The 17855-nt window shown below is 72.4% G+C and carries 15 protein-coding genes, 1 pseudogene and 1 riboswitch; of the genes and pseudogenes, 10 read left to right on the forward strand and 6 right to left on the reverse strand.

Annotated features, from left to right (window positions below; all coding sequences use genetic code 11):
* Positions 1–35: 35 nt before the first annotated feature.
* Positions 36–488: pseudogene (locus tag AB4091_RS21175) on the reverse strand (alpha/beta fold hydrolase); the annotation flags it as partial.
* 6 nt (positions 489–494) lie between these two features.
* Positions 495–959, reverse strand: a complete 465-nt coding sequence (locus AB4091_RS21180) for a CoA-binding protein (protein ID WP_442294750.1) — start codon at positions 957–959, stop codon at positions 495–497.
* Between the two features lie 75 nt (positions 960–1034).
* Here AB4091_RS21180 and AB4091_RS21185 point away from each other — a divergent pair, with 75 nt between their 5' ends.
* The gene (locus AB4091_RS21185; protein ID WP_442294752.1) at positions 1035–2054 is read left to right on the forward strand and encodes an LLM class F420-dependent oxidoreductase; all 1020 of its coding nucleotides are present in this window, start codon (positions 1035–1037) and stop codon (positions 2052–2054) included.
* Between the two features lie 69 nt (positions 2055–2123).
* Here the strand turns inward: AB4091_RS21185 and AB4091_RS21190 are convergent, their stop codons facing one another.
* The 3 genes from AB4091_RS21190 to AB4091_RS21200 are packed head-to-tail and all read right to left on the reverse strand — an operon-like array spanning position 2124 to position 4713.
* Complete coding sequence (locus AB4091_RS21190) at positions 2124–2918, reverse strand: SDR family oxidoreductase (RefSeq protein ID WP_442294754.1); 795 nt, start codon at positions 2916–2918, stop codon at positions 2124–2126.
* Positions 2915–3691 carry an acylneuraminate cytidylyltransferase family protein gene (locus tag AB4091_RS21195; RefSeq protein ID WP_442294756.1) on the reverse strand — a complete coding sequence of 259 codons (777 nt, stop codon included), beginning with the start codon at positions 3689–3691 and terminating at the stop codon, positions 2915–2917. Before AB4091_RS21195 ends, AB4091_RS21190 begins: the two co-directional genes overlap by 4 nt.
* Positions 3688–4713, reverse strand: a complete 1026-nt coding sequence (locus tag AB4091_RS21200; RefSeq protein WP_442294758.1) for a Gfo/Idh/MocA family protein — start codon at positions 4711–4713, stop codon at positions 3688–3690. Before AB4091_RS21200 ends, AB4091_RS21195 begins: the two co-directional genes overlap by 4 nt.
* A 33-nt stretch (positions 4714–4746) precedes the next feature.
* Between AB4091_RS21200 and AB4091_RS21205 the strand changes: the two genes are divergently transcribed.
* The 9 genes from AB4091_RS21205 to AB4091_RS21245 all read left to right on the forward strand — a co-directional run bounded on the left by AB4091_RS21205 (position 4747) and on the right by AB4091_RS21245 (position 15895).
* The gene (locus AB4091_RS21205) at positions 4747–6192 is read left to right on the forward strand and encodes a lipopolysaccharide biosynthesis protein (RefSeq protein ID WP_442294759.1); all 1446 of its coding nucleotides are present in this window, start codon (positions 4747–4749) and stop codon (positions 6190–6192) included.
* 60 nt (positions 6193–6252) lie between these two features.
* Complete coding sequence (locus AB4091_RS21210) at positions 6253–7686, forward strand: hypothetical protein (protein WP_442294760.1); 1434 nt, start codon at positions 6253–6255, stop codon at positions 7684–7686.
* A gap of 1 nt (position 7687) precedes the next feature.
* Positions 7688–8350, forward strand: coding sequence for a NeuD/PglB/VioB family sugar acetyltransferase (locus AB4091_RS21215; protein ID WP_442294762.1), 663 nt, complete (start codon positions 7688–7690; stop codon positions 8348–8350).
* Positions 8347–9405 (forward strand): N-acetylneuraminate synthase family protein, encoded by a 1059-nt coding sequence (locus tag AB4091_RS21220; RefSeq protein ID WP_442294764.1) that lies wholly within the window; start codon positions 8347–8349, stop codon positions 9403–9405. The genes AB4091_RS21215 and AB4091_RS21220 overlap by 4 nt, the downstream gene beginning before the upstream one ends.
* A 9-nt stretch (positions 9406–9414) precedes the next feature.
* Positions 9415–10623 carry a UDP-N-acetylglucosamine 2-epimerase gene (neuC, locus tag AB4091_RS21225; RefSeq protein ID WP_442294766.1) on the forward strand — a complete coding sequence of 403 codons (1209 nt, stop codon included), beginning with the start codon at positions 9415–9417 and terminating at the stop codon, positions 10621–10623.
* Positions 10620–11675 carry a nucleotidyltransferase family protein gene (locus tag AB4091_RS21230; RefSeq protein WP_442294768.1) on the forward strand — a complete coding sequence of 352 codons (1056 nt, stop codon included), beginning with the start codon at positions 10620–10622 and terminating at the stop codon, positions 11673–11675. Before neuC ends, AB4091_RS21230 begins: the two co-directional genes overlap by 4 nt.
* An 87-nt stretch (positions 11676–11762) precedes the next feature.
* On the forward strand, positions 11763–12785 hold the full coding sequence (locus AB4091_RS21235) for an SDR family NAD(P)-dependent oxidoreductase (RefSeq protein WP_442294770.1): 1023 nt from the start codon (positions 11763–11765) through the stop codon (positions 12783–12785).
* Complete coding sequence (locus AB4091_RS21240; protein ID WP_442294772.1) at positions 12782–13963, forward strand: aminotransferase class I/II-fold pyridoxal phosphate-dependent enzyme; 1182 nt, start codon at positions 12782–12784, stop codon at positions 13961–13963. Before AB4091_RS21235 ends, AB4091_RS21240 begins: the two co-directional genes overlap by 4 nt.
* A gap of 48 nt (positions 13964–14011) precedes the next feature.
* Positions 14012–15895, forward strand: coding sequence for a Na+/H+ antiporter (locus AB4091_RS21245; RefSeq protein ID WP_442294774.1), 1884 nt, complete (start codon positions 14012–14014; stop codon positions 15893–15895).
* Between the two features lie 120 nt (positions 15896–16015).
* On the opposite strand, the gene AB4091_RS21250 is transcribed toward AB4091_RS21245, so the two are convergent.
* On the reverse strand, positions 16016–17332 hold the full coding sequence (locus AB4091_RS21250) for a bifunctional o-acetylhomoserine/o-acetylserine sulfhydrylase (RefSeq protein ID WP_442294776.1): 1317 nt from the start codon (positions 17330–17332) through the stop codon (positions 16016–16018).
* 92 nt (positions 17333–17424) lie between these two features.
* Positions 17425–17542, reverse strand: a riboswitch (SAM riboswitch).
* Between the last annotated feature and the right edge of the window lie 313 nt (positions 17543–17855).

The raw sequence follows: 17855 nt of genomic DNA on the forward strand, positions 1-17855 counted from the left end.
GGACGCGTCGAGGAAGTCGCGCACGACCGCGGTGAACGTCTGCGGCTCGGTGGCGTGGACGAGGTGACCGGCGTCGATGCGCACGAGCCGGCCGTCGGCGACGGTGGCGGCCATCTCGGCAACGTGCTCGGACGGCATCGGGCTGGACGGGCCGCCCCGGACGGGCCGCCCCGGGCGACGAGACAGGCGACCAGACCGCCGAGCGAGTGGGCGACGACGTCGACGGGTCTGCCGTCGGGGTCGGCGGCAACGAGCCTCTCGACCGTGCTCTCCAGGTCGGTGGCGAGCTCGGTCAGGGGGTAGCTGCCGGGCCACGGGCTGTCGCCGTGCCCGCGCAGGTCGACCGCCACGACGAGGCGGTTCGTCGCCAGCCCCGGGGCGACCTGCGACCAGTCGGCGCCCGTCTCACCGGTCGCGTGGACGAGGACGACCCCTGGCCGGGAGCCGGGTTCGCCCCAGCGGCGTTCGTGCAGGAGCAGCCCGTCCACCGAGGCTCAGTCGGTGACAGCGGACGCGCCGTCACCCGGCTGGAGGCGGGGGTACTCGATCTTCGGGCACGTGTCCATGACGACCGACAGCCCGGCCTCCTCCGCACGAGCGGCGGCGTCCTCGTCGATGACCCCGAGCTGGAGCCACAGCGCCTCGATGCCGAGCCGCGCGCGCTCGGCGATCGCCTCGTCGACGACGGCGCCCACCCGCTGGCTGTTGACGAAGCAGTCGACGACCTTGACCACGGTGCCGTCGGGGATGTCGGAGAGCGACTTGTAGCCCTGGCAGCCGTGCACCGTCGCGGCTGTGGGGTGCACCGGCACGAGCCGGATGCCGAGCTCTCGCTGGAGCCACAGCGAGACCCGGTAGGCCGTGCGGTCGGGGTTGTCACCGAGACCGACGACGGCCCAGGCCGCCGGCGTGTGCAGCAGGTCACGGATGACGTCGGGGTCGTTGTGGTGCTGGCTCATGGCCCCCATCCTCACACGCAGGCCTGCCGCGATCGCGTCCAGAGGCAGTCCAGCAGGGCGTGGTTGGATGGTCGGATGCGATTTGGAATGTTCGTCCCCCAGGGTTGGCGCATGGATCTCGTCGGCATCGAGCCGGCGCAGCAGTGGGAGGCCATGGTCAACCTCGCCAAGCACGCCGACGACGGCGACGTCTTCGAGTCCATCTGGGTCTATGACCACTTCCACACCGTGCCGGAGCCCTCCGACGAGGCGACGCACGAGGCGTGGACCCTGATGGCCGGCTTCGCCGCCGCGACGAGCAGGGTGCGGCTCGGCCAGATGTGCACCTGCATGACCTACCGCAACCCCGCCTACCTCGCGAAGGTGGCCGCGACCGTCGACGTCATCTCGGGCGGCCGCACCGAGATGGGCATCGGGGCCGGGTGGTACGAGCACGAGTGGCGCGCCTACGGCTACGGCTTCCCCAAGGCCGGTGACCGGCTCGGGGCTCTGCGCGAGGGGGTCCAGATCTTCCGTGACATGTGGACCAAGGGGTCAGCGACGCTCGACGGCACGTACTACCAGGTCGACGGCGCCCTCTGCGCCCCCCGGCCGCTGCAGGGCACCAGCCACCCGGGCAGCGCCGACAACGGCATCCCGATGTGGATCGCCGGCGGCGGCGAGAAGGTCACGCTGAAGATCGCCGCCCAGTACGCCGACTACACGAACTTCGACGGCTCCCCGGAGGGCTTCGACCACAAGAGCGCGATCCTCAAGGGCCACTGCGACGACCTCGGCCGCGACTTCGGCTCGATCGTGCGCTCGGGCAACTACAACGTCGTCATCGGCGAGACCGAGGCCGACGTCGAGGACCGCCTCGCGTTCAACGGCGAGCTGCTCCGCCGCGGCGGGGTGCCCGAGAAGAAGGTCGCCGAGCACGTCGACAGTCTCCGCAAGCAGCCGGCGGTCGGCACCCCGGAGAAGATCGTCCAGATGTTCAAGGACATGGAGGCCCGCGGCATGACGTACGCGATCACCTACTTCGGCGAGGCGGCGTACGACCGCTCTGGCATCGAGCTCTTCGAGGAGAAGGTCGCTCCCGAGCTCGCGTCCTGACGCTCGGTTCGATGTGGCTGCTGGTCGCCGGTGACCAGCAGCCACATCGAACGGGGGAGGATGGCGGGGTCACCAGGCGGTCCAGCCGCCGTCGACGGCGACGACCTGCCCGGTGACGTACGCCGACGCGTCCGACGCGAGCCACGTGACGACGCCCCGGAAGTCGTCCTCGGTGCCCATCCGGCCGAGTGGCGTGAGGCGCTCGTAGCGCTCCACGAACGCGTCGTCCTGGCCGCGTGCGATGCCGCCCGGCGCGAACGCGTTGACCCGCACCTCGGGCGCGAGCACCGTCGAGAGGTAGCGGGTCAGCTGGGCGAGCCCTCCCTTGCTGGCCGCGTATGCCGCCGGGTTGCCCATGCGGGTCCCCTCGTAGAGGCCCATGTTGGGACCGACGAGCCCGTAGATGCTCGACACGTTGACGACGCTGCCGTGCCCGGTGGCGCGCAGGAGCGGAGCGAGGCCCCGGGTCAGCGAGAAGGGTGCCGTGAGGTTGAGCGCTAGCGCCATCGCGAAGGCCTCGTCGGTCTGCTCGTCGAAGGGGACGGCATACCCGGGCACGCCCGAGGTGCCGGTGAACGCGGCGTTGTTGACGAGGACGTCGCAGGCGCCGAGCTCGGTGACGGACTCGACGACGTGCGAGAGCCCTTGCGGGTCAAGGAGGTTCGCACCGAGCGCCACGTGGCCGGAGCCGTGCAGCTCGTTCGCGGCAGCGGCGCACGCGCTCTCGTCGAGGTCGACGACGACGACGCGCGCGCCCGCCGTCGCCAGCGCGTCGGCGAGGACCCGCCCGAGGGGGCCGGCGCCGCCGGTGACGACGGCGGTGCGTCCGGCCAGGCCGGACGGGTCGGTGGGGGCGGGCGTCATCGGACGGGCTCCTTCGTCGGGGCGGCGGCATCGAGCCACGGCAGGGTGATGAGCCCGGCGCCGATGAGGGCCTCGATGAGGCGGAACTCGTACTCGTCGTCGATCGAGAAGGCCTGGGCCTCGGGGATCTCGAGGCCCTCGTGGGTGCCCTCGTCGAACCACGAGGCCTCGAGGCGGCGCACGAGGTCGGCCCGCCAGAGGTAGAAGTTGCCGTTGATGCGCAGGAACCGGTCGACGTCCTGGCGCCGGGTCACGCCGGTGCCGGCGCCGAAGTAGCGGGCCAGGGCACCGCCGCGCCCGCTGTCGGGCCGCACGCCCACCCAGACCGGGTTGAACGTCGGCTCGGAGACGCTGATGACGCCGTCCAGGGCGGGCTTCGCCGCAAGGCGCCGCGCCGCCTCGGCCAGCTGCTCCGGCACGCGCGCGGGACTGGTCGGGTCGAGCAGCAGCACGGCGTCGTACGGGGTGCCTTCGTCGCTCTCGGCCCACTCGAGCGCGTGCCGGACCACGGGCGCCATCGGGGTGTCGTCGGCGGCGAGCTCGGTCGGCCGCAGGAACGGAGCCTCACCCCCGTGCTCGCGCACGATGCCTGCGATCTCGGGGGAGTCGGTCGTGACGATGCAGCGGGTCACCTCGGGAGTCAGGGCGGCGGCCCGCACGCTGTGGACGATGAGCGGCAGACCCCACATCGGCCGGATGTTCTTGCCGGGCAGGCCCTTCGAGCCGCCGCGCGCAGGGATGACGGCGAGGATGCGTTGGGGGGAGTCGGTCATGTGGGCTCCTTCTGCGTGCGTTCGTCGCCGGAGGCGTGGCCCGCGGCCCGCGCGGAGTCGCACAGTCGGACGGCTGCCACTCCCTCGGCGAGGCTGGCCGGGGCGCCGCGGGCGATGCGCTCGTCGGCGGGCGCGGTGGGCAGAAGGTCGAGGGCCGCCCTGGCCTGCGTGCCCATCACGATGTCCCGGTCGAGGTCGTGGTCGAAGACCTGCTCGGTCGTGTCGCCCTCGGGCGTGGTGTGGCGGACGACCGCCCGGACGACATCCCACTCGAGGCTGCCGCCGGGGGAGTGGACGACGACGCCACGGCTCGTCGGACGCGTCGTGTAGTCGAGGCGTGCCGTGACGGTGAACGACCGGTCGGTCGACCACAGGAGCGTGGCCGCCTGGTCGGCCTCGATGTCGAGTGGGCCGCTCGTGTCGACCGCGGCTCCGAGGAGCGTCGGCGCGCCGAAGAGGGCGCCGGCGTAGTCGATCTCGTGCACGAGGTCGCGAAGGACGCCACCCTCGTCGGGTCGCGCGGAGTAGGACCGGCGGTAGTCGCGGTCGGGTCGCCAGTCGGGCAGCCACGACTGCGACCACACGTGGGCCGAGGCGGGCCCCTCGAGGTGGCGCACGAGGCGGCGGAGGTGGCGGAAGCCCTCGTGGGCGCGCAGCGGGGCCGCCACCCAGACGAGCGTGTGCCGGAGGTGCTCCGAGAGGGCGGTCGCCTCGGGAGCCGTGGGCGCGACGGGCTTCTCGAGCAGGACCTTCTCGGCGCCGCCGTCGAGGGCCTCGAGCGCGTCGGTGACGTGTCGCGACGTGTCGGTCGCGACGACGACGAGGGTGGCGCCGCGCACGGCGTCCGGGCCGGTGGTGTCGTCGAGCAGGTGCGCGCCGGTCGCCTCGTCGACGGCGCCGGCGGCCGCGGGGCCGCGGTCGCGGACGGGCCACAGGGCGACGTCGGCACCCACCTGGCGGAAGACGCGCGCGTGCCGCTGTCCGATCGAGCCGGACCCGCGCACGACGACGCTCGCGCTCACCCGGCCCTCCTTCGCCCTAGTAGGTTGCCCATCGTGGCAGATCACCCCGACCCTCCCGCGCCCGACACCGGGCGCGTGGAGCCTTCTGGTCGCCAGGGCGACGCCAACCCCCCACGGGGTGCTGCTTCGCTCGGTGCGCACTCGGTGATCTACCTCGTCGGCACCGCCCTGCAGGGCCTGGGTGTGCTGCTCGTGCTCCCGTTCGCCACCCGGCTGCTCGGCCAGGTCGAGTACGGCAAGGTCGCCACTGCCCTGGTGGTCGTCCAGATGATCGGCACGGTGGCCGCCGCCGGGCTGCCGCAGGTGATCCTGCGCGAGTACCACCGGGGGGACGACGGGCCGACGGCCGGCCGAGCGCTCGCCGGCACGATGGTCGGCCTCGCCGTGGCCCTCGGCGTGATCGGGGTCGTGCTCGGCGTCGTCCTGTCCGCGACGGGTCGGGTCGACCTGGTCCAGTGGTGCCTCGTCGTGGTCGCGAGCGCAGCCCTGACGACGGTGGTGGCCGGGCAGTCCCTCTCGCGCGCCCGCCTGCGGCCGTTGCACTTCCTGCTCCTCGCGGTCTTCTCGACCGTGGTCGCCCACTTGTCGGGTCTGCTTGCAGCGCAGGGGGACCGTTCGTCGCGAACGTACCTGACGGCATACGCCACGGCATTGGTCGCGGCAGCGGTGCTCGCTCTCGTTGTGGGGCGCCCACTGCCACCGACGGCCGCGCGTGAGCGGGTGCGGGCCGGCATACGGCTGGCGGCCCCGCTGCTGCCCCAGGCGGTGGCGATGCTCGGCCTGCTCATGGGGGACGTGCTGCTCGCGAACCGGCTGCTCGGCGATGCGGCCGCGGGCAACTACCAGGTGGCGCTCCAGCTCGGGAACATCCCGTTCGTCCTCGCCGTGGCGCTCTTCAACGGCTGGGGGCCGCTGGTGCTCTCGCACCCGCAGGAGCAGCGCTGGGAGTGGACCGGCCGCACCGGCACCGCGCTGCTCGCGGTGGTCGTCGTCGGGTCGGGACTCGTCGGGGCGACCGGCGCCTGGCTGGCGCGCGTCGTCGCGGGTGGCGCCTTCGACATCGACGGCATCGGTGCGACGGTCGCCGTCCTGAGCCTGGTGGCGGTGCTCTACATGCTCTACCAGGGCTCCTCGCTCGCGGCCCTCGACAGTGAGCGCACCGGCCGGCTGGCCCTGGCGGCGCTCGCCGGCGTCGTCGTCCTCGTGGTCGCCTCGGTCCCCTTGGCGGCCGGGTTCGGTTTCGCCGGCATCGCGGTCGCCAAGCTCGTCGGGTACGCCGTGCTCGCCGGTGCCACGGTCGTGGCCTCGCGCCGCACGCTCCGATGGCCGGTCGCCGCGTGGTTCGCGCTCGGGGTGGCGGTCGCCGCCACGTCCGTCTCAACCCTCGGCGGGCCCGTCCTCGGCATCGGCGTCGCTGTGGTGCTGCTCGTGGGTGGGGCGGTCATCGCGCCGAGAGTGCTGCACACGCTGCGTCGATAGGATGGGCCGCTGGCCCGCCGCAGACCCGACCGAACGACACGCAGGAGACACGTTTTCGTGGTGACACCACTCGTCCACATGGGGTTGGGCTACGACGACCTGCTGGTGCCCGCGCTCGTCCACGCGGGCTTCGAGACGAAGGACCTCGTCCTCGTCGTGCGCACCGACGCCAACCTCGCGTGGGTGCGCAAGCACGCTCCGCGAGCCACGACCGTCCGACTGCCGTATGCCGCAGCCCGCAAGGCCAACGTCGTGAGTGGCCTCGCGCCGCACGCCGCCCTCAAGCGGGCCTGCGCCGGCGTCGGCCTCGACGTGCTGGACCTCCTCGTCTCCGAGCGAGCCCTGCGCCGCAACCGGGTCGACACGGCGATGAACTTCCTCAACCTCGCGGCGGAGGAGCTCGAGGCGGCCCTCGAGGGGCGCGGGCCGGTGCTCGCCCTCGTCGAGTTCACCGTCACCTCCGAGCTGCTGACGGCCGGCCTCGTCACCCAACACGGCGGCCTCGCGACCTGGCCCCGTGGCATCCGGCTCCCTTCTGACCGCTTCGGCCTGATCGGCGCACCTCGCGGCACCACCCTCTGGCGTCGCGAGGTCGAGGACCCTTCCGCGCTCGCGGCGGGGCAGGCGTTCATCGACACCTGGCGGGCCGAGCACGGCCGGCCGATGGGCTTCGCCCGCAACCTCAAGGTCGAGACGGGCCAGGAGATCTGGCGTCTGGCCAGCGACCGCATCAAGGAGTTCGCCGTCGACCGCGGCGCCAACCTCCAGCTGCCGCGGCCCAGCGACTACGCCCGGCTGCCCTGGCTCAACCCGGTCAAGGCCCGGCTCAACCTCCGCGAGTACCAGTCGCGCCGCTGGGACCCGGTGCCCGAGAAGTTCGTGTTCCTGCCGCTGCAGGTGCAGCCTGAGTCGAGCGCCGACGTCATGGGCCAGGAGTGGCGCGACCAGGCCTACACCGCCCGAGTGCTCGCCGACGCCCTCGCGCCGCTCGGCATCGGCGTGGCCGTCAAGGAGCACGCCCACTTCATGTGGCGGCGCGACCCCGACTACTGGCCGCAGTTCGACGCGCACCCGGGCATCGCGACGATCGACCCGTTCGCCGACTCGCGAGAGCTGATGAAGCAGGCCGTCTTCACCGTCACCGCGACCGGCACCGTCGGTCTCGAGGCGGGGTTGCTCGGGCTGCCGGTCGTCACCGGCGCCGACATGCCGTGGAGCGGCCTCGGCAACATCGCGCGACTCCAGTCGCCCGACGACCTCACGCAGTTCGTGGCCGACCGCGGCTGGGAGTCGCTGCACGCCGACCGCGCGGCGATCGACGAGTGGTTCGTCGACGACTACGTGCGCAACTCGTGGGAGGGGCTCGTGCTCGACCCGCCGCGCGTGCCCGCGGTCCTCGAGCCCGACAACATCCGCAAGGTCGCCGCCGCGCTCGGTGAGGCGGCTGCCTCCCTGGGACACCGCGCGGGTGTCGCAACGGCCGGGAAGGCCTGAGATGGCTGACGACTCGCCCGGCTGGGTGGTGCTCGGCGCCGGTGGCCACGCACGCTCCGTCGTCGACGTGCTCGAGCGGGCCGGCCACACCGTCGTCGCGGTGAGCGGCGGCGAGACGGGTGGCGAGCCGTGGCACGTCGACGTGCTCACCGACGACCGTGAGGCCTTCGAGCTCATCGCCGTCCGCAACCTGCGGGCGGTCGTCGCGATCGGAGCCGGTCAGGCCCGCAGCACGCTCGTGCGCGAGCTGCTCGAGCGCGGACTCGCTGCTCCACCCGTCGTGGCGTCGACCGCCACGGTGTCGCCGCGCAGCGTCCTCGGTCCCGGCACCGTCGTGCTCGAGCACGCCCACGTCGGCCCGGCGACCCGCGTCGGGGAGGCCGTCATCGTCAACACCGGCGCCATCGTCGAGCACGACTGCCGTGTCGGGGCCGGCACGCACGTCGCGCCGGGCGCGGTCCTGCTCGGAGGCGCCTCCGTCGGTGGTGGCGTGCTCGTCGGCAGCGGGGCGCGCGTGCTGCCCCGTGTGTCGGTGGGCGTCGGCGCGACGATCGGTGCGGGCGCCGTCGTCACCGCACACGTGGCCGACGGCCAGACCGTCATCGGCGTCCCCGCCGTCACCCGAGGCGTCGGCCGTGCCTCCCGAACCGGAGGTAACCCGTGATCGACCCCCTGAACGCCGTCCACCCCGTCAGCATCGGCGCCACGGCCGTGCCCACCCCCGACGAGGTCTACGTCATCGCCGAGGCCGGCGTGAACCACAACGGCGACATCGGGCTGGCCCACCGGCTCGTCGACATCGCCGCCGCGTCGGGCGCGGATGCCGTCAAGTTCCAGACGTTCTCTCCCGACAAGCTCGTCTCGTCAGCAGCCGCCACCACGCCCTACCAGCGCGACCGGGGCGGCAGCTCCGACCAGCGCAGCCTGCTCGAGGCGCTGACCCTGCCCAAGGAGGCCTGGGTCGAGCTGCGCGACCATGCGACCGAGGCCGGCACGACGTTCCTGTCGACGCCGTTCGACCTCGACAGCGCCGAGATGCTCGTCGACCTGGGGCTGCCGGCGCTCAAGGTCAGCTCCGGCGAGCTGACCAACCTGCCCTACCTGCGCGAGATGTCGCGCCTCGGCGTCGTGCTCCTCGTCTCGACCGGCATGGGCACCGAGGAGGAGGTCGAGGCAGCCGTCGAGGCGTGCGCCGAGGCGCCCGGTCTCGTGCTCTTCCACTGCGTCTCGGCCTACCCGGCGCCCGTCCAGGAGTGCAACCTGCGGGTCATCCCGCGGCTCACCCAGCTGCACGGCATACCCGTGGGTTGGTCGGACCACACGCCGGGCCTCACGACCGCGCTCGGGGCGGTGGCGCTCGGCGCCCCCATCCTCGAGAAGCACTTCACGAGCGACCGCACGCTGCCCGGTCCCGACCACCTGGCCAGCCTCGAGCCCGACGCACTGACGGAGTACGTCGCCGCCACCAAGGCGCTCGCCCGTGCCCTCGGCGACGGGGTCAAGGTGCGGATGCCGTCCGAGGAGGAGAACGCCGTCCTCGTACGCCGTTCGTGGCACGCCGCGCGGGCGCTCCCGGCCGGCACGGAGCTGGCCGGCGCCGACCTGCAGCTGCTGCGGCCAGAGGGCGGCGTCAGCCCGGCCGTCGACATCCGCGGACGGGTGCTCGCACGCGCGGTCGAGGCGGGCGCTCCCGTCAGCGACGCCGACCTCGCCCGCTGAGGCGGGTCGATGACGCCCCGCCCCGCCCCGCTCACCGTCGGCGTCTTCGTCGGCACCCGCGCCGACCTCGGCCCGCTCTCGCCCGTGCTCGAGGCGCTGCAGGCCGCTGACGACGTGGCGCTCCGCGTGCTGACGGGGGTGATGTATGCCGCCGACGACCTCGTCGCGGCCCTGCCGGCGAGCGTCTCCGCAGACCAGTGGCGGGAGGCCGTCGTGCCGCTCGCCGACCCGATGGGTGAGGTCACGGCGGCGGCCCAGGTCGAGCAGGGGGCCCTGCTCGCGCGGGCGACCGGGCGGCTCCTGCGCGAACTGCACGTCGACGTGCTCGTCGTGCTCGGAGATCGGTGGGAGCTGCTCTACGTCGTGCCGCCCGCCGTCGTGCTCGGCGTCCCGGTGGTGCACCTGCACGGGGGAGAGGTCACCGAGGGCGCCGTCGACGAGCGGGTGCGCCACGCGGTCACCAAGCTGGCCGACCAGCACTGCGTCGCCTCCGAGGACGCCGCCGCCCGGCTGCGCCAGCTCGGCGAGCCGGCGGACCGAATCCACATCACCGGCGCGCCTGGCCTCGACCGCCTGGCCGGGGCCGCGCCCATGCCCGACGCCGAGCTTGCGACGCTGCTCGCGGTCCCGTCGGTGACGCGGCCCATCGGCCTGTTCACCTACCATCCGCCCACGGCCCAGCCCGGCGCGCCGGTCGGCGAGTGGGCGCGGGAGGCCGCCGAGGCCGCTCTGGCCGCCTGCGGCACGGTCGTCGCCACGCACCCCGGCATGGACGAGGGGCGGGACGAGGTGCTCGCAGCCCTCACCGGGCTGGCCGGTCGGGAGCCCCGGCTGCGGCTGGTGCCCGCGCTCGGACGCGACTACCCCCGCGTGCTCGCGACCAGCGACGTCGTGGTGGGCAACTCGAGCTCGGGAGTCATCGAGGCGGCCACGGTGCACGTGCCGGCGGTCGACATCGGCGAGCGCCAACGGGGCCGGCTGCGCGGAGACAACGTCGTGCACGCCGACGAGGGGCGCGTCGCGGTCGAGGCTGCCCTGCGCACCGCCCTGAGCCCGAGCTGGCGACGGCGTGCGGCTGCCGTTGCCAACCCCTACGGCACGGGTGAGGCGAGCGCCCGCATCCTCGATATCGTTCGGTCAGCGGCCCGTGAGAGCCGGGTCAAGCGGTTCGTGGACCTGGCGGGCCGCGCGGACGACGGAGAGGAAGGGCCCGAGTGACGGCGCGAGACCTGCGCGCGGCGTGCGCGCCGACGACGGCGACCGTGCGTGACGCGCTCGAGGTGGTCGACCGCAGCGCGACGCTCGTGTGTCTCCTCGTCGACGACGACCTGCACCTGGCCGGGTTGCTGACCGATGGTGACCTGCGTCGGGCGGTGCTCAAGGGTGATGGTCTCGATGCGCCGGCCCTGGACTACGCGACCCGGTCGCCGCACTTCGTCGCGGCGGGGTCGCCGCGGGCTCTGGTGCTCGACCTGATGCAGGCGCTGCGCATCTCGGCGGTGCCCGAGCTCGACGAGGACGGCACGGTGGTCAACCTGCACACGCTGTCCGACGTGGTGGGTTCGGCGCCGTTGCCGAACGTCGCGGTGGTCATGGCGGGTGGGCGGGGCACCCGGTTGGGGGAGCTGACGAAGGACACGCCGAAGCCGTTGATGACGGTGGCGGGCCGTTCGATCCTCGAGTGGATCGTGCTGGGACTGGTGGGCGACGGCATCCGTGAGGTCTACGTGAGCGTCAACTACCTCGCGGAGCAGATCGAGGAGCACCTCGGTGACGGCTCGCGCCTCGGGGTGGTCGTGCGCTACCTGCGTGAGGATGCCGAGCGGCCGCTGGGGACCGCGGGGTCGTTGACGCTGCTGCGTGAACAGCGGCCCGACCTGGAGCACCCGGTGCTGGTGATGAACGGTGACCTGATGGTCGAGTTCGACGCGGCCGCGTTCCTCGAGGCGCACCGGCGCACGGGTGCGGCGGTGACGGTCGCGACGCGCACCTACCAGCACGAGGTGCCCTTCGGTGTCGTGGAGAGCAGAGGGGGCCGGGTCACCGGGGTCTCGGAGAAGCCGACGCTGAGCTTCGACATCAACGCCGCCGTGTATGCCGTCGAGCCGCGTGCGCTGGCGTGGCTGCCGGCCGGGAGGGCGAGCACGATGCCGGGGCTGGTCGAGACGTGCCTCGAGCGTGACGAGCGGGTCACCGCGTGGCCGATCCAGTCCGAGTGGATCGACGTCGGCACCCCGAAGGACCTGGCCCGGGCCAAGGGCGAGGCATGAGCCACCCGGCTCTGCCGCACGTGCGGCGCGCACAGCTTCATGGATGATGACAACCACGACGAAAAGGCAGATGTGACAACAGAACTCATGCCCAAGCCGATGGCCGGGTCCATCGCCGGCAAGACGGTTCTCGTGACGGGCTCTGACGGGTTCATCGGGTCCCACGTCGTCGAGCGGCTCGTCGCCGACGGTGCGCGGGTCAAGGCGTTCTGCCTCTACAACTCCAACGGGTCGACCGGCTGGCTGGAGGAGTCCGACACGTTCAAGCAGGCGGTGCGCGAGGGGCAGGCCGAGGTCGTGCTCGGTGACATCCGCGACCCCGAGCACGTCATGGCGAGCACCGAGGGTGTCGACGTGGTGCTGCACCTGGCGGCACTGATCGCGATCCCGTTCTCCTACGTGGCTCCCCGCTCCTACGTCGAGACGAACGTCATCGGCACCCTGAACGTCCTCGAGGCGGTCCGCCGGCACGGCACGCCGCGGATGGTCAACACCTCGACCTCCGAGGTCTACGGCACGCCGGAGGAGGTGCCGATCACGGAGGCACACCCACTGCGCGGTCAGTCGCCCTACTCGGCGACGAAGATCTCCGCCGACAAGATGTGCGAGTCGTACGCGCTGTCGTTCGAGACACCCGTGACGACGCTGCGCCCGTTCAACACGTTCGGGCCGCGGCAGTCGACCCGCGCGGTCATCCCGACGGTGCTCTCGCAGCTGCTGGCCGGCGCGAGCGAGCTCAAGCTGGGCGACGTCAGCCCGAAGCGCGACTTCACGTTCGTCACCGACACGGCCGACGGGTTCGTGCGGGCCGCCCTGGCCGAGGTGGCGCCGGGCACGACGATCCAGCTCGGCACCGGTCGCACGGTCTCGGTGGGCGAGGTCGTGCAGCTGTGCCGCAAGGTGACCGGAAGCAACGCCGAGATCGTCACTGAGAGCGCCCGCATCCGGCCCGAGGGCTCGGAGGTGCAGATCCTGCTGTCCGACCCCACACGCGCCAACGAGGTGCTCGGCTGGGCCCCGACCGTCTCGCTCGAGCAGGGCCTGTCGGCGACGGCCGAGTGGCTGCGGCCGCGGGTCGACCCCGAGACCGCCGGGCGGTACCACCGGTGACGGGCACGGGCGAGGCGCACGCGCCGGGCGCGCGCGGTCCCGAGGGCACCATCCCGCTGGCCGTGCCGAACATCGGCGAGCTCGAGCGGCGCTACGTCCTCGAGGCCGTAGAGTCCGGGTTCGTCTCGTCGGTCGGACCGTTCGTCTCGGAGTTCGAGCGTCGCTTCGCCGAGCGGGTCGGGTCGAAGCACGCGATCGCCTGCGCCACCGGCACCGCCGCGATCCACGTCGGGCTGCTGCTGCTCGGGGTCGAGCGCGGCGACGACGTCGTCTGCTCGGACTTCACCTTCGTCGGCTCGGTCAACCCGATCGCGTACTGCGGCGCCCGGCCGGTTCTCGTCGACTCCGAGACGACGACCTGGAACCTCGACCCGGCCCTGCTGGCCGCCGAGCTCGACCGGCGCGCGACAGCGGGGGAGGCCCAGCCGAAGGTCGTCGAGATCGTCCACGTGCTCGGCCAGCCCGCCGACATGGAACCGCTCATGGACGCCTGCGACCGACACGGCATACCCGTGCTCGAGGACGCCGCCGAGTCGCTCGGGGCCACCTGGTCGACGGGGCGCTACGCCGGACGGCACACCGGCACGGTCGGGCGCATCGGCGCCTTCTCGTTCAACGGCAACAAGATCGCCACCACCGGTGGCGGCGGCATGATCGTCACCGACGACGACGACCTCGCCGCCCGCGCCCGGCACCTGACCACGCAGGCGAAGGTGCCCGACGTCGGCTACCTGCACGACGAGGTCGGCTACAACTACCGCCTGACGAACATCGCGGCCGGCCTCGGCCTGGCTCAGCTCGAGCGGCTCGACGAGTTCGTCGCGGCCAAGCACCGCATCGCGGCTCGCTACGACGCGGCCTTCGCCGACCTGCCGCTCGTGCTGCCGCCGCGCGTCGACGGGCTCGAGGCGACCTACTGGCTCTACTCGGTGCTCGTCCCCGAGGGCGACGGACGCGGACGCGACGACTTCCTGGCGCACCTGCAGGCCCGGGGCGTCGGGGCGCGGGCGCTGTGGCGTCCGCTCCATGCGCAGCCGCCCTTCATCACCGCCCCGGTGCTGGCCGGGGCCGTCGGCGACGGACTCTTCGCACGCGGACTGTCGCTGCCCTGCGCGACCGAGCTGACCGACACCGACCAGCAGCGCGTCACCGAGGCCGTCCGCTCCTTCTTCGCCTGACGCGTACGCCACCGGCTGTCCGAGCACGACGTACGGCAGGATGGCGTCGTGGAGATCGCCATCGGGCTGCTCGCCATCGCGGCCACCGTCCTGGGCGGTGCCTGGCTCGCCGACCGGCTCGAGCTCCCGGCACCGCTCGTGCTCATCGTCGTCGGCATCGCCGGCTCCTACCTGCCGTTCGTCCCCGAGGTGGCGCTGAGCCCCGAGATCGTGCTGCTCGGCATCCTGCCGCCGCTGCTGTATGCCGCAGCCATCCAGACCTCGCTCGTCGACTTCCGCAACAACCGGGCCACCATCCTCGGGCTCTCCGTGGGGCTCGTGCTCTTCACGGCCCTCGGGGTCGCGCTCTTCCTCACGAAGGTGCTCGACATCTCGTTCGGGCTCGCGTTCGCCGTCGGCGCCGTCGTCGCACCGCCCGATGCCGTCGCAGCCACCGCCGTCGGCCGCCGCATCGGACTGCCGCGCCGGCTCGTCTCGATCCTCGAGGGCGAGTCGCTCGTCAACGACGCGACCGCCCTCGTCGCGCTCCGCACGGCGCTCGCCGCCACCGGCCTCGCGTCCGGAGCCGCCGCGCACGAGGTGACGTTCGGCGGAGTCGTGCTCGACTTCCTCTGGGCCTCGCTCGGTGGCGCTGCCATCGGCTTCGTCGTGTCGATCGTCGTCGTCGTGCTGCGCAAGCGCTTCTCGACCGAGCCGGCCTTCGACACCGTGCTCTCGTTCATGGTGCCGTTCGCGGCCTACGTGCCCGCCGAGGAGGCGCACGCCTCCGGGGTCATCGCCGTCGTCACGGCCGGGCTCATCCTCGGACACAAGTCGCCGACGACGCAGTCCGGCGCATCACGCCTGAGCGAGCGGATCAACTGGGGATCGATCCAGTTCCTCCTCGAGAACGCCGTCTTCCTGCTCATCGGGCTGCAGGTGTTCTACGTCGTCAAGAACGTCCAGAGCTCCGAGCTGTCGGCAGCCCGGATCACGGTCGCCGCGGTGGGCACCCTCGTGGCCGTGCTGCTCCTCCGCCCCGTGTGGGTCTTCCCGTTCCGCTACCTGCGCACGCACGTGATGCGCGCCGAGGCCGAGGCGCCCTGGTCGCACTCCGGGGTGCTGTCGTGGGCCGGCATGCGCGGTGTCGTGACGCTCGCGGCCGCGCTGCTGCTGCCCGAGACGCCGGTGCGCGCCGTGCTCATCCTCATCGCCGTGGTGGTCACCATCGGCACGCTCCTCGTCCAGGGCACGACGCTGCCGTGGGTCGCGCACCGTCTCGGGGTGCGTGGGCCCGACCCGAGAGAGGACGCGCTGCAGGCTGCGACGGTGCTGCAGGCCGCCACCCGGTCAGGGCTCGACGTGCTCGCGCAGATGCCCGACGTCGACGAGTCCACCAAGGACATGCTTCGCGAGCGCGCGTCCGACCGGGTCAACCAGCTGTGGGAGCGGCTCGGCCCCCGTGGCGTCGACGGTGCGGAGACCCCGAGCACGCAGTACCGGCGGGCGCGGTTGCAGATGCTCGAGGCAGAGCGAGGCGAGGTGCTCCGGCTGCGCGACGAGGGGCGCGCCGACGACGCCGTGCTGCGCACCGTGCTCGGCGCGCTCGACCTCGAGGAGACGATGCTCGACCGCCTCGAGGACCAGGAGAACCGACTGGCAGAAAGTGAGATGTTGCCCGTGGACACCATCGAGGCTCCTTGCGAGCATCTCCAGGACAGCGGCGCGTGCGCCGAGCCCCGCACTCCCGAAGGGTGCGAGGAGTGCCTGCGCGACGGGACGAGCTGGGTGCACCTGCGCCTGTGCCTCGAGTGCGGGCACGTGGGCTGCTGCGACTCGTCGGAGTTCAAGCATGCGACGGCGCACTTCCACGAGGGCGGCCACCCCGTGATGCGCTCGCTCGAGCCGGGGGAGACGTGGCGGTGGTGCTTCGTCGACGAGGTCGTCGGCTGACCGAGCCGATGCGCCCGCCTCGGCGGGCGGCATACGTCATCGGTGGCACCGACACACGGGCACTGCGCTGAACGGCACGGCCGGCGGAGACCGACCGTGCCGTTCGTGGGAGGCGAGGGGTCAGGCCTTCGCCGCTGCGAATCCCTGCTCGAGGTCGGCGACGATGTCGTCGATGTTCTCGATGCCGACCGACAGGCGCACCAGACCCGGGGTCACGCCGGCTGCCACGCGGTCCTCCTCGGGGCCCTGCGAGTGCGTCGTCGACGCGGGGTGGATGACGAGCGAGCGCACGTCGCCGATGTTCGCGACGTGGCTGTGCAGCGTCAGCGCCTCGACGAACCTCTTGCCCGCCTCGAGGCCACCGGCGATCTCGAAGGAGAGCACGGCACCTGCCCCGCGCGGCGCGTACTTCTGGGCGGTGGCGTACGACGGGCTGTCGGGCAGCGACCCCCAGACGACGCGCTCCACCTGCTCCTGGCCCTGCAGGTAGGCGGCCACCTTGGCCGCGTTCTCGAGGTGGCGCTCGATGCGCAGCGACAGCGTCTCGAGTCCCTGCGCGATGAGGAACGCGTTGAAGGGTGCCGCCGACGGCCCGAGGTCTCGCAGCAGCTGGACGCGGGCCTTGAGGATGTAGGCGAGGTTGGCGCCGAGGGGGCTGCCGACGCCGAGGTCGCGCGCGAAGACGAGGCCGTGGTAGCTCTCCTCGGGCGTGTTGTAGTTGGGGAACTTCTCCGGGTCCTTGGCGTAGTCGAACCGGCCCGCGTCGACGATGACGCCCGCGATGGACGTTCCGTGGCCACCGAGGTACTTCGTCGCGGAGTGCACGACGACGTCGGCGCCCCACTCGATCGGGCGGATGACGAACGGGGTCGCGATGGTGTTGTCGACCACGAGCGGCACGCCGTGCTCGTGGGCGAGCGCGGCCACGGCCTCGATGTCGAGCACCTCGGCCTTCGGGTTCGCGATGGTCTCGCCGAAGAACGCCTTCGTGTTGGGGCGCACGGCGGCCCGCCACGACTCGACCGAGGTCGGGTCCTCGACGAAGCTCACCTCGATGCCGAGCTTGGGCAGCGTGAACTTGAGCAGGTTGACCGTGCCGCCGTAGAGGCTGGGCGACGCGACGATGTGGTCGCCGGCCTCGGCGAGGTTGAGCAGGGCCAGGGTCGTGGCGGACTGCCCCGACGCGACCAGGAGCGCACCCACGCCGCCCTCGAGCGCGGCGATCCGCTGCTCCACGACGTCGGTCGTGGGGTTCATGATGCGGGTGTAGATGTTGCCGAACTCCCTGAGCCCGAACAGGTTTGCCGCGTGGTCGGTGTCGTTGAAGACGTAGCTGGTGGTCTGGTAGATCGGCAGGGCGCGGGCACCGGTGGCGCTGTCGGCGCTCTGGCCGGCGTGGATCTGCTTGGTCTCGAAGGACCAGTTGGGCTCGGTCATCTCTCGTGTGCTCTTCCTCAGTCGTGTCGATGACCGGGCCTGCGTCGAGATGATCGGGCCGGCGCACCGACGGGTCGGTGCGGGAGAGGAGCTCTCCGCGCTTGCCCGAGCGCCGGGGCGTCGACGGGCCAGGTCCTCACCCGGGGCACCCCGCCGCGGTGGGAGGGTTGCCGGCCAGCGAGCCGGGGCTTGGCGCTGGCACTCATGACCTACTTGCGAGTGTACGTACGCGTGTCCGGCAGATGGGAGCGCGTGTCCTCATGGTGGACGTCCCGTCAGTGGGTTCGGCGGCTTCGCCAGCGGGTGGTCTGTGAACCCTGCTGTCGCGCATGGCAGTTCGTTGTCCACAGGGCCACGACCCCTCTTCCATCTCGGTCGAACACGTGTTCTGCATATCTGCTTAGGTGAAGTCCGGTATGCCCGTTTCTGGTCGGAGGAGGTCCTTGAGCGGGTGTGGGCTGGTGTCGACGGCCTGCTCGAGGAGACGGTAGAAGAGCAGCCCGCGGGACTTGGCGTTGCGGCG

Origin of the sequence: Terrabacter sp. 2RAF25, assembly GCF_052115265.1 — a bacterium.
In the GTDB taxonomy this organism is placed as follows: Bacteria; Actinomycetota; Actinomycetes; order Actinomycetales; family Dermatophilaceae; genus Terrabacter.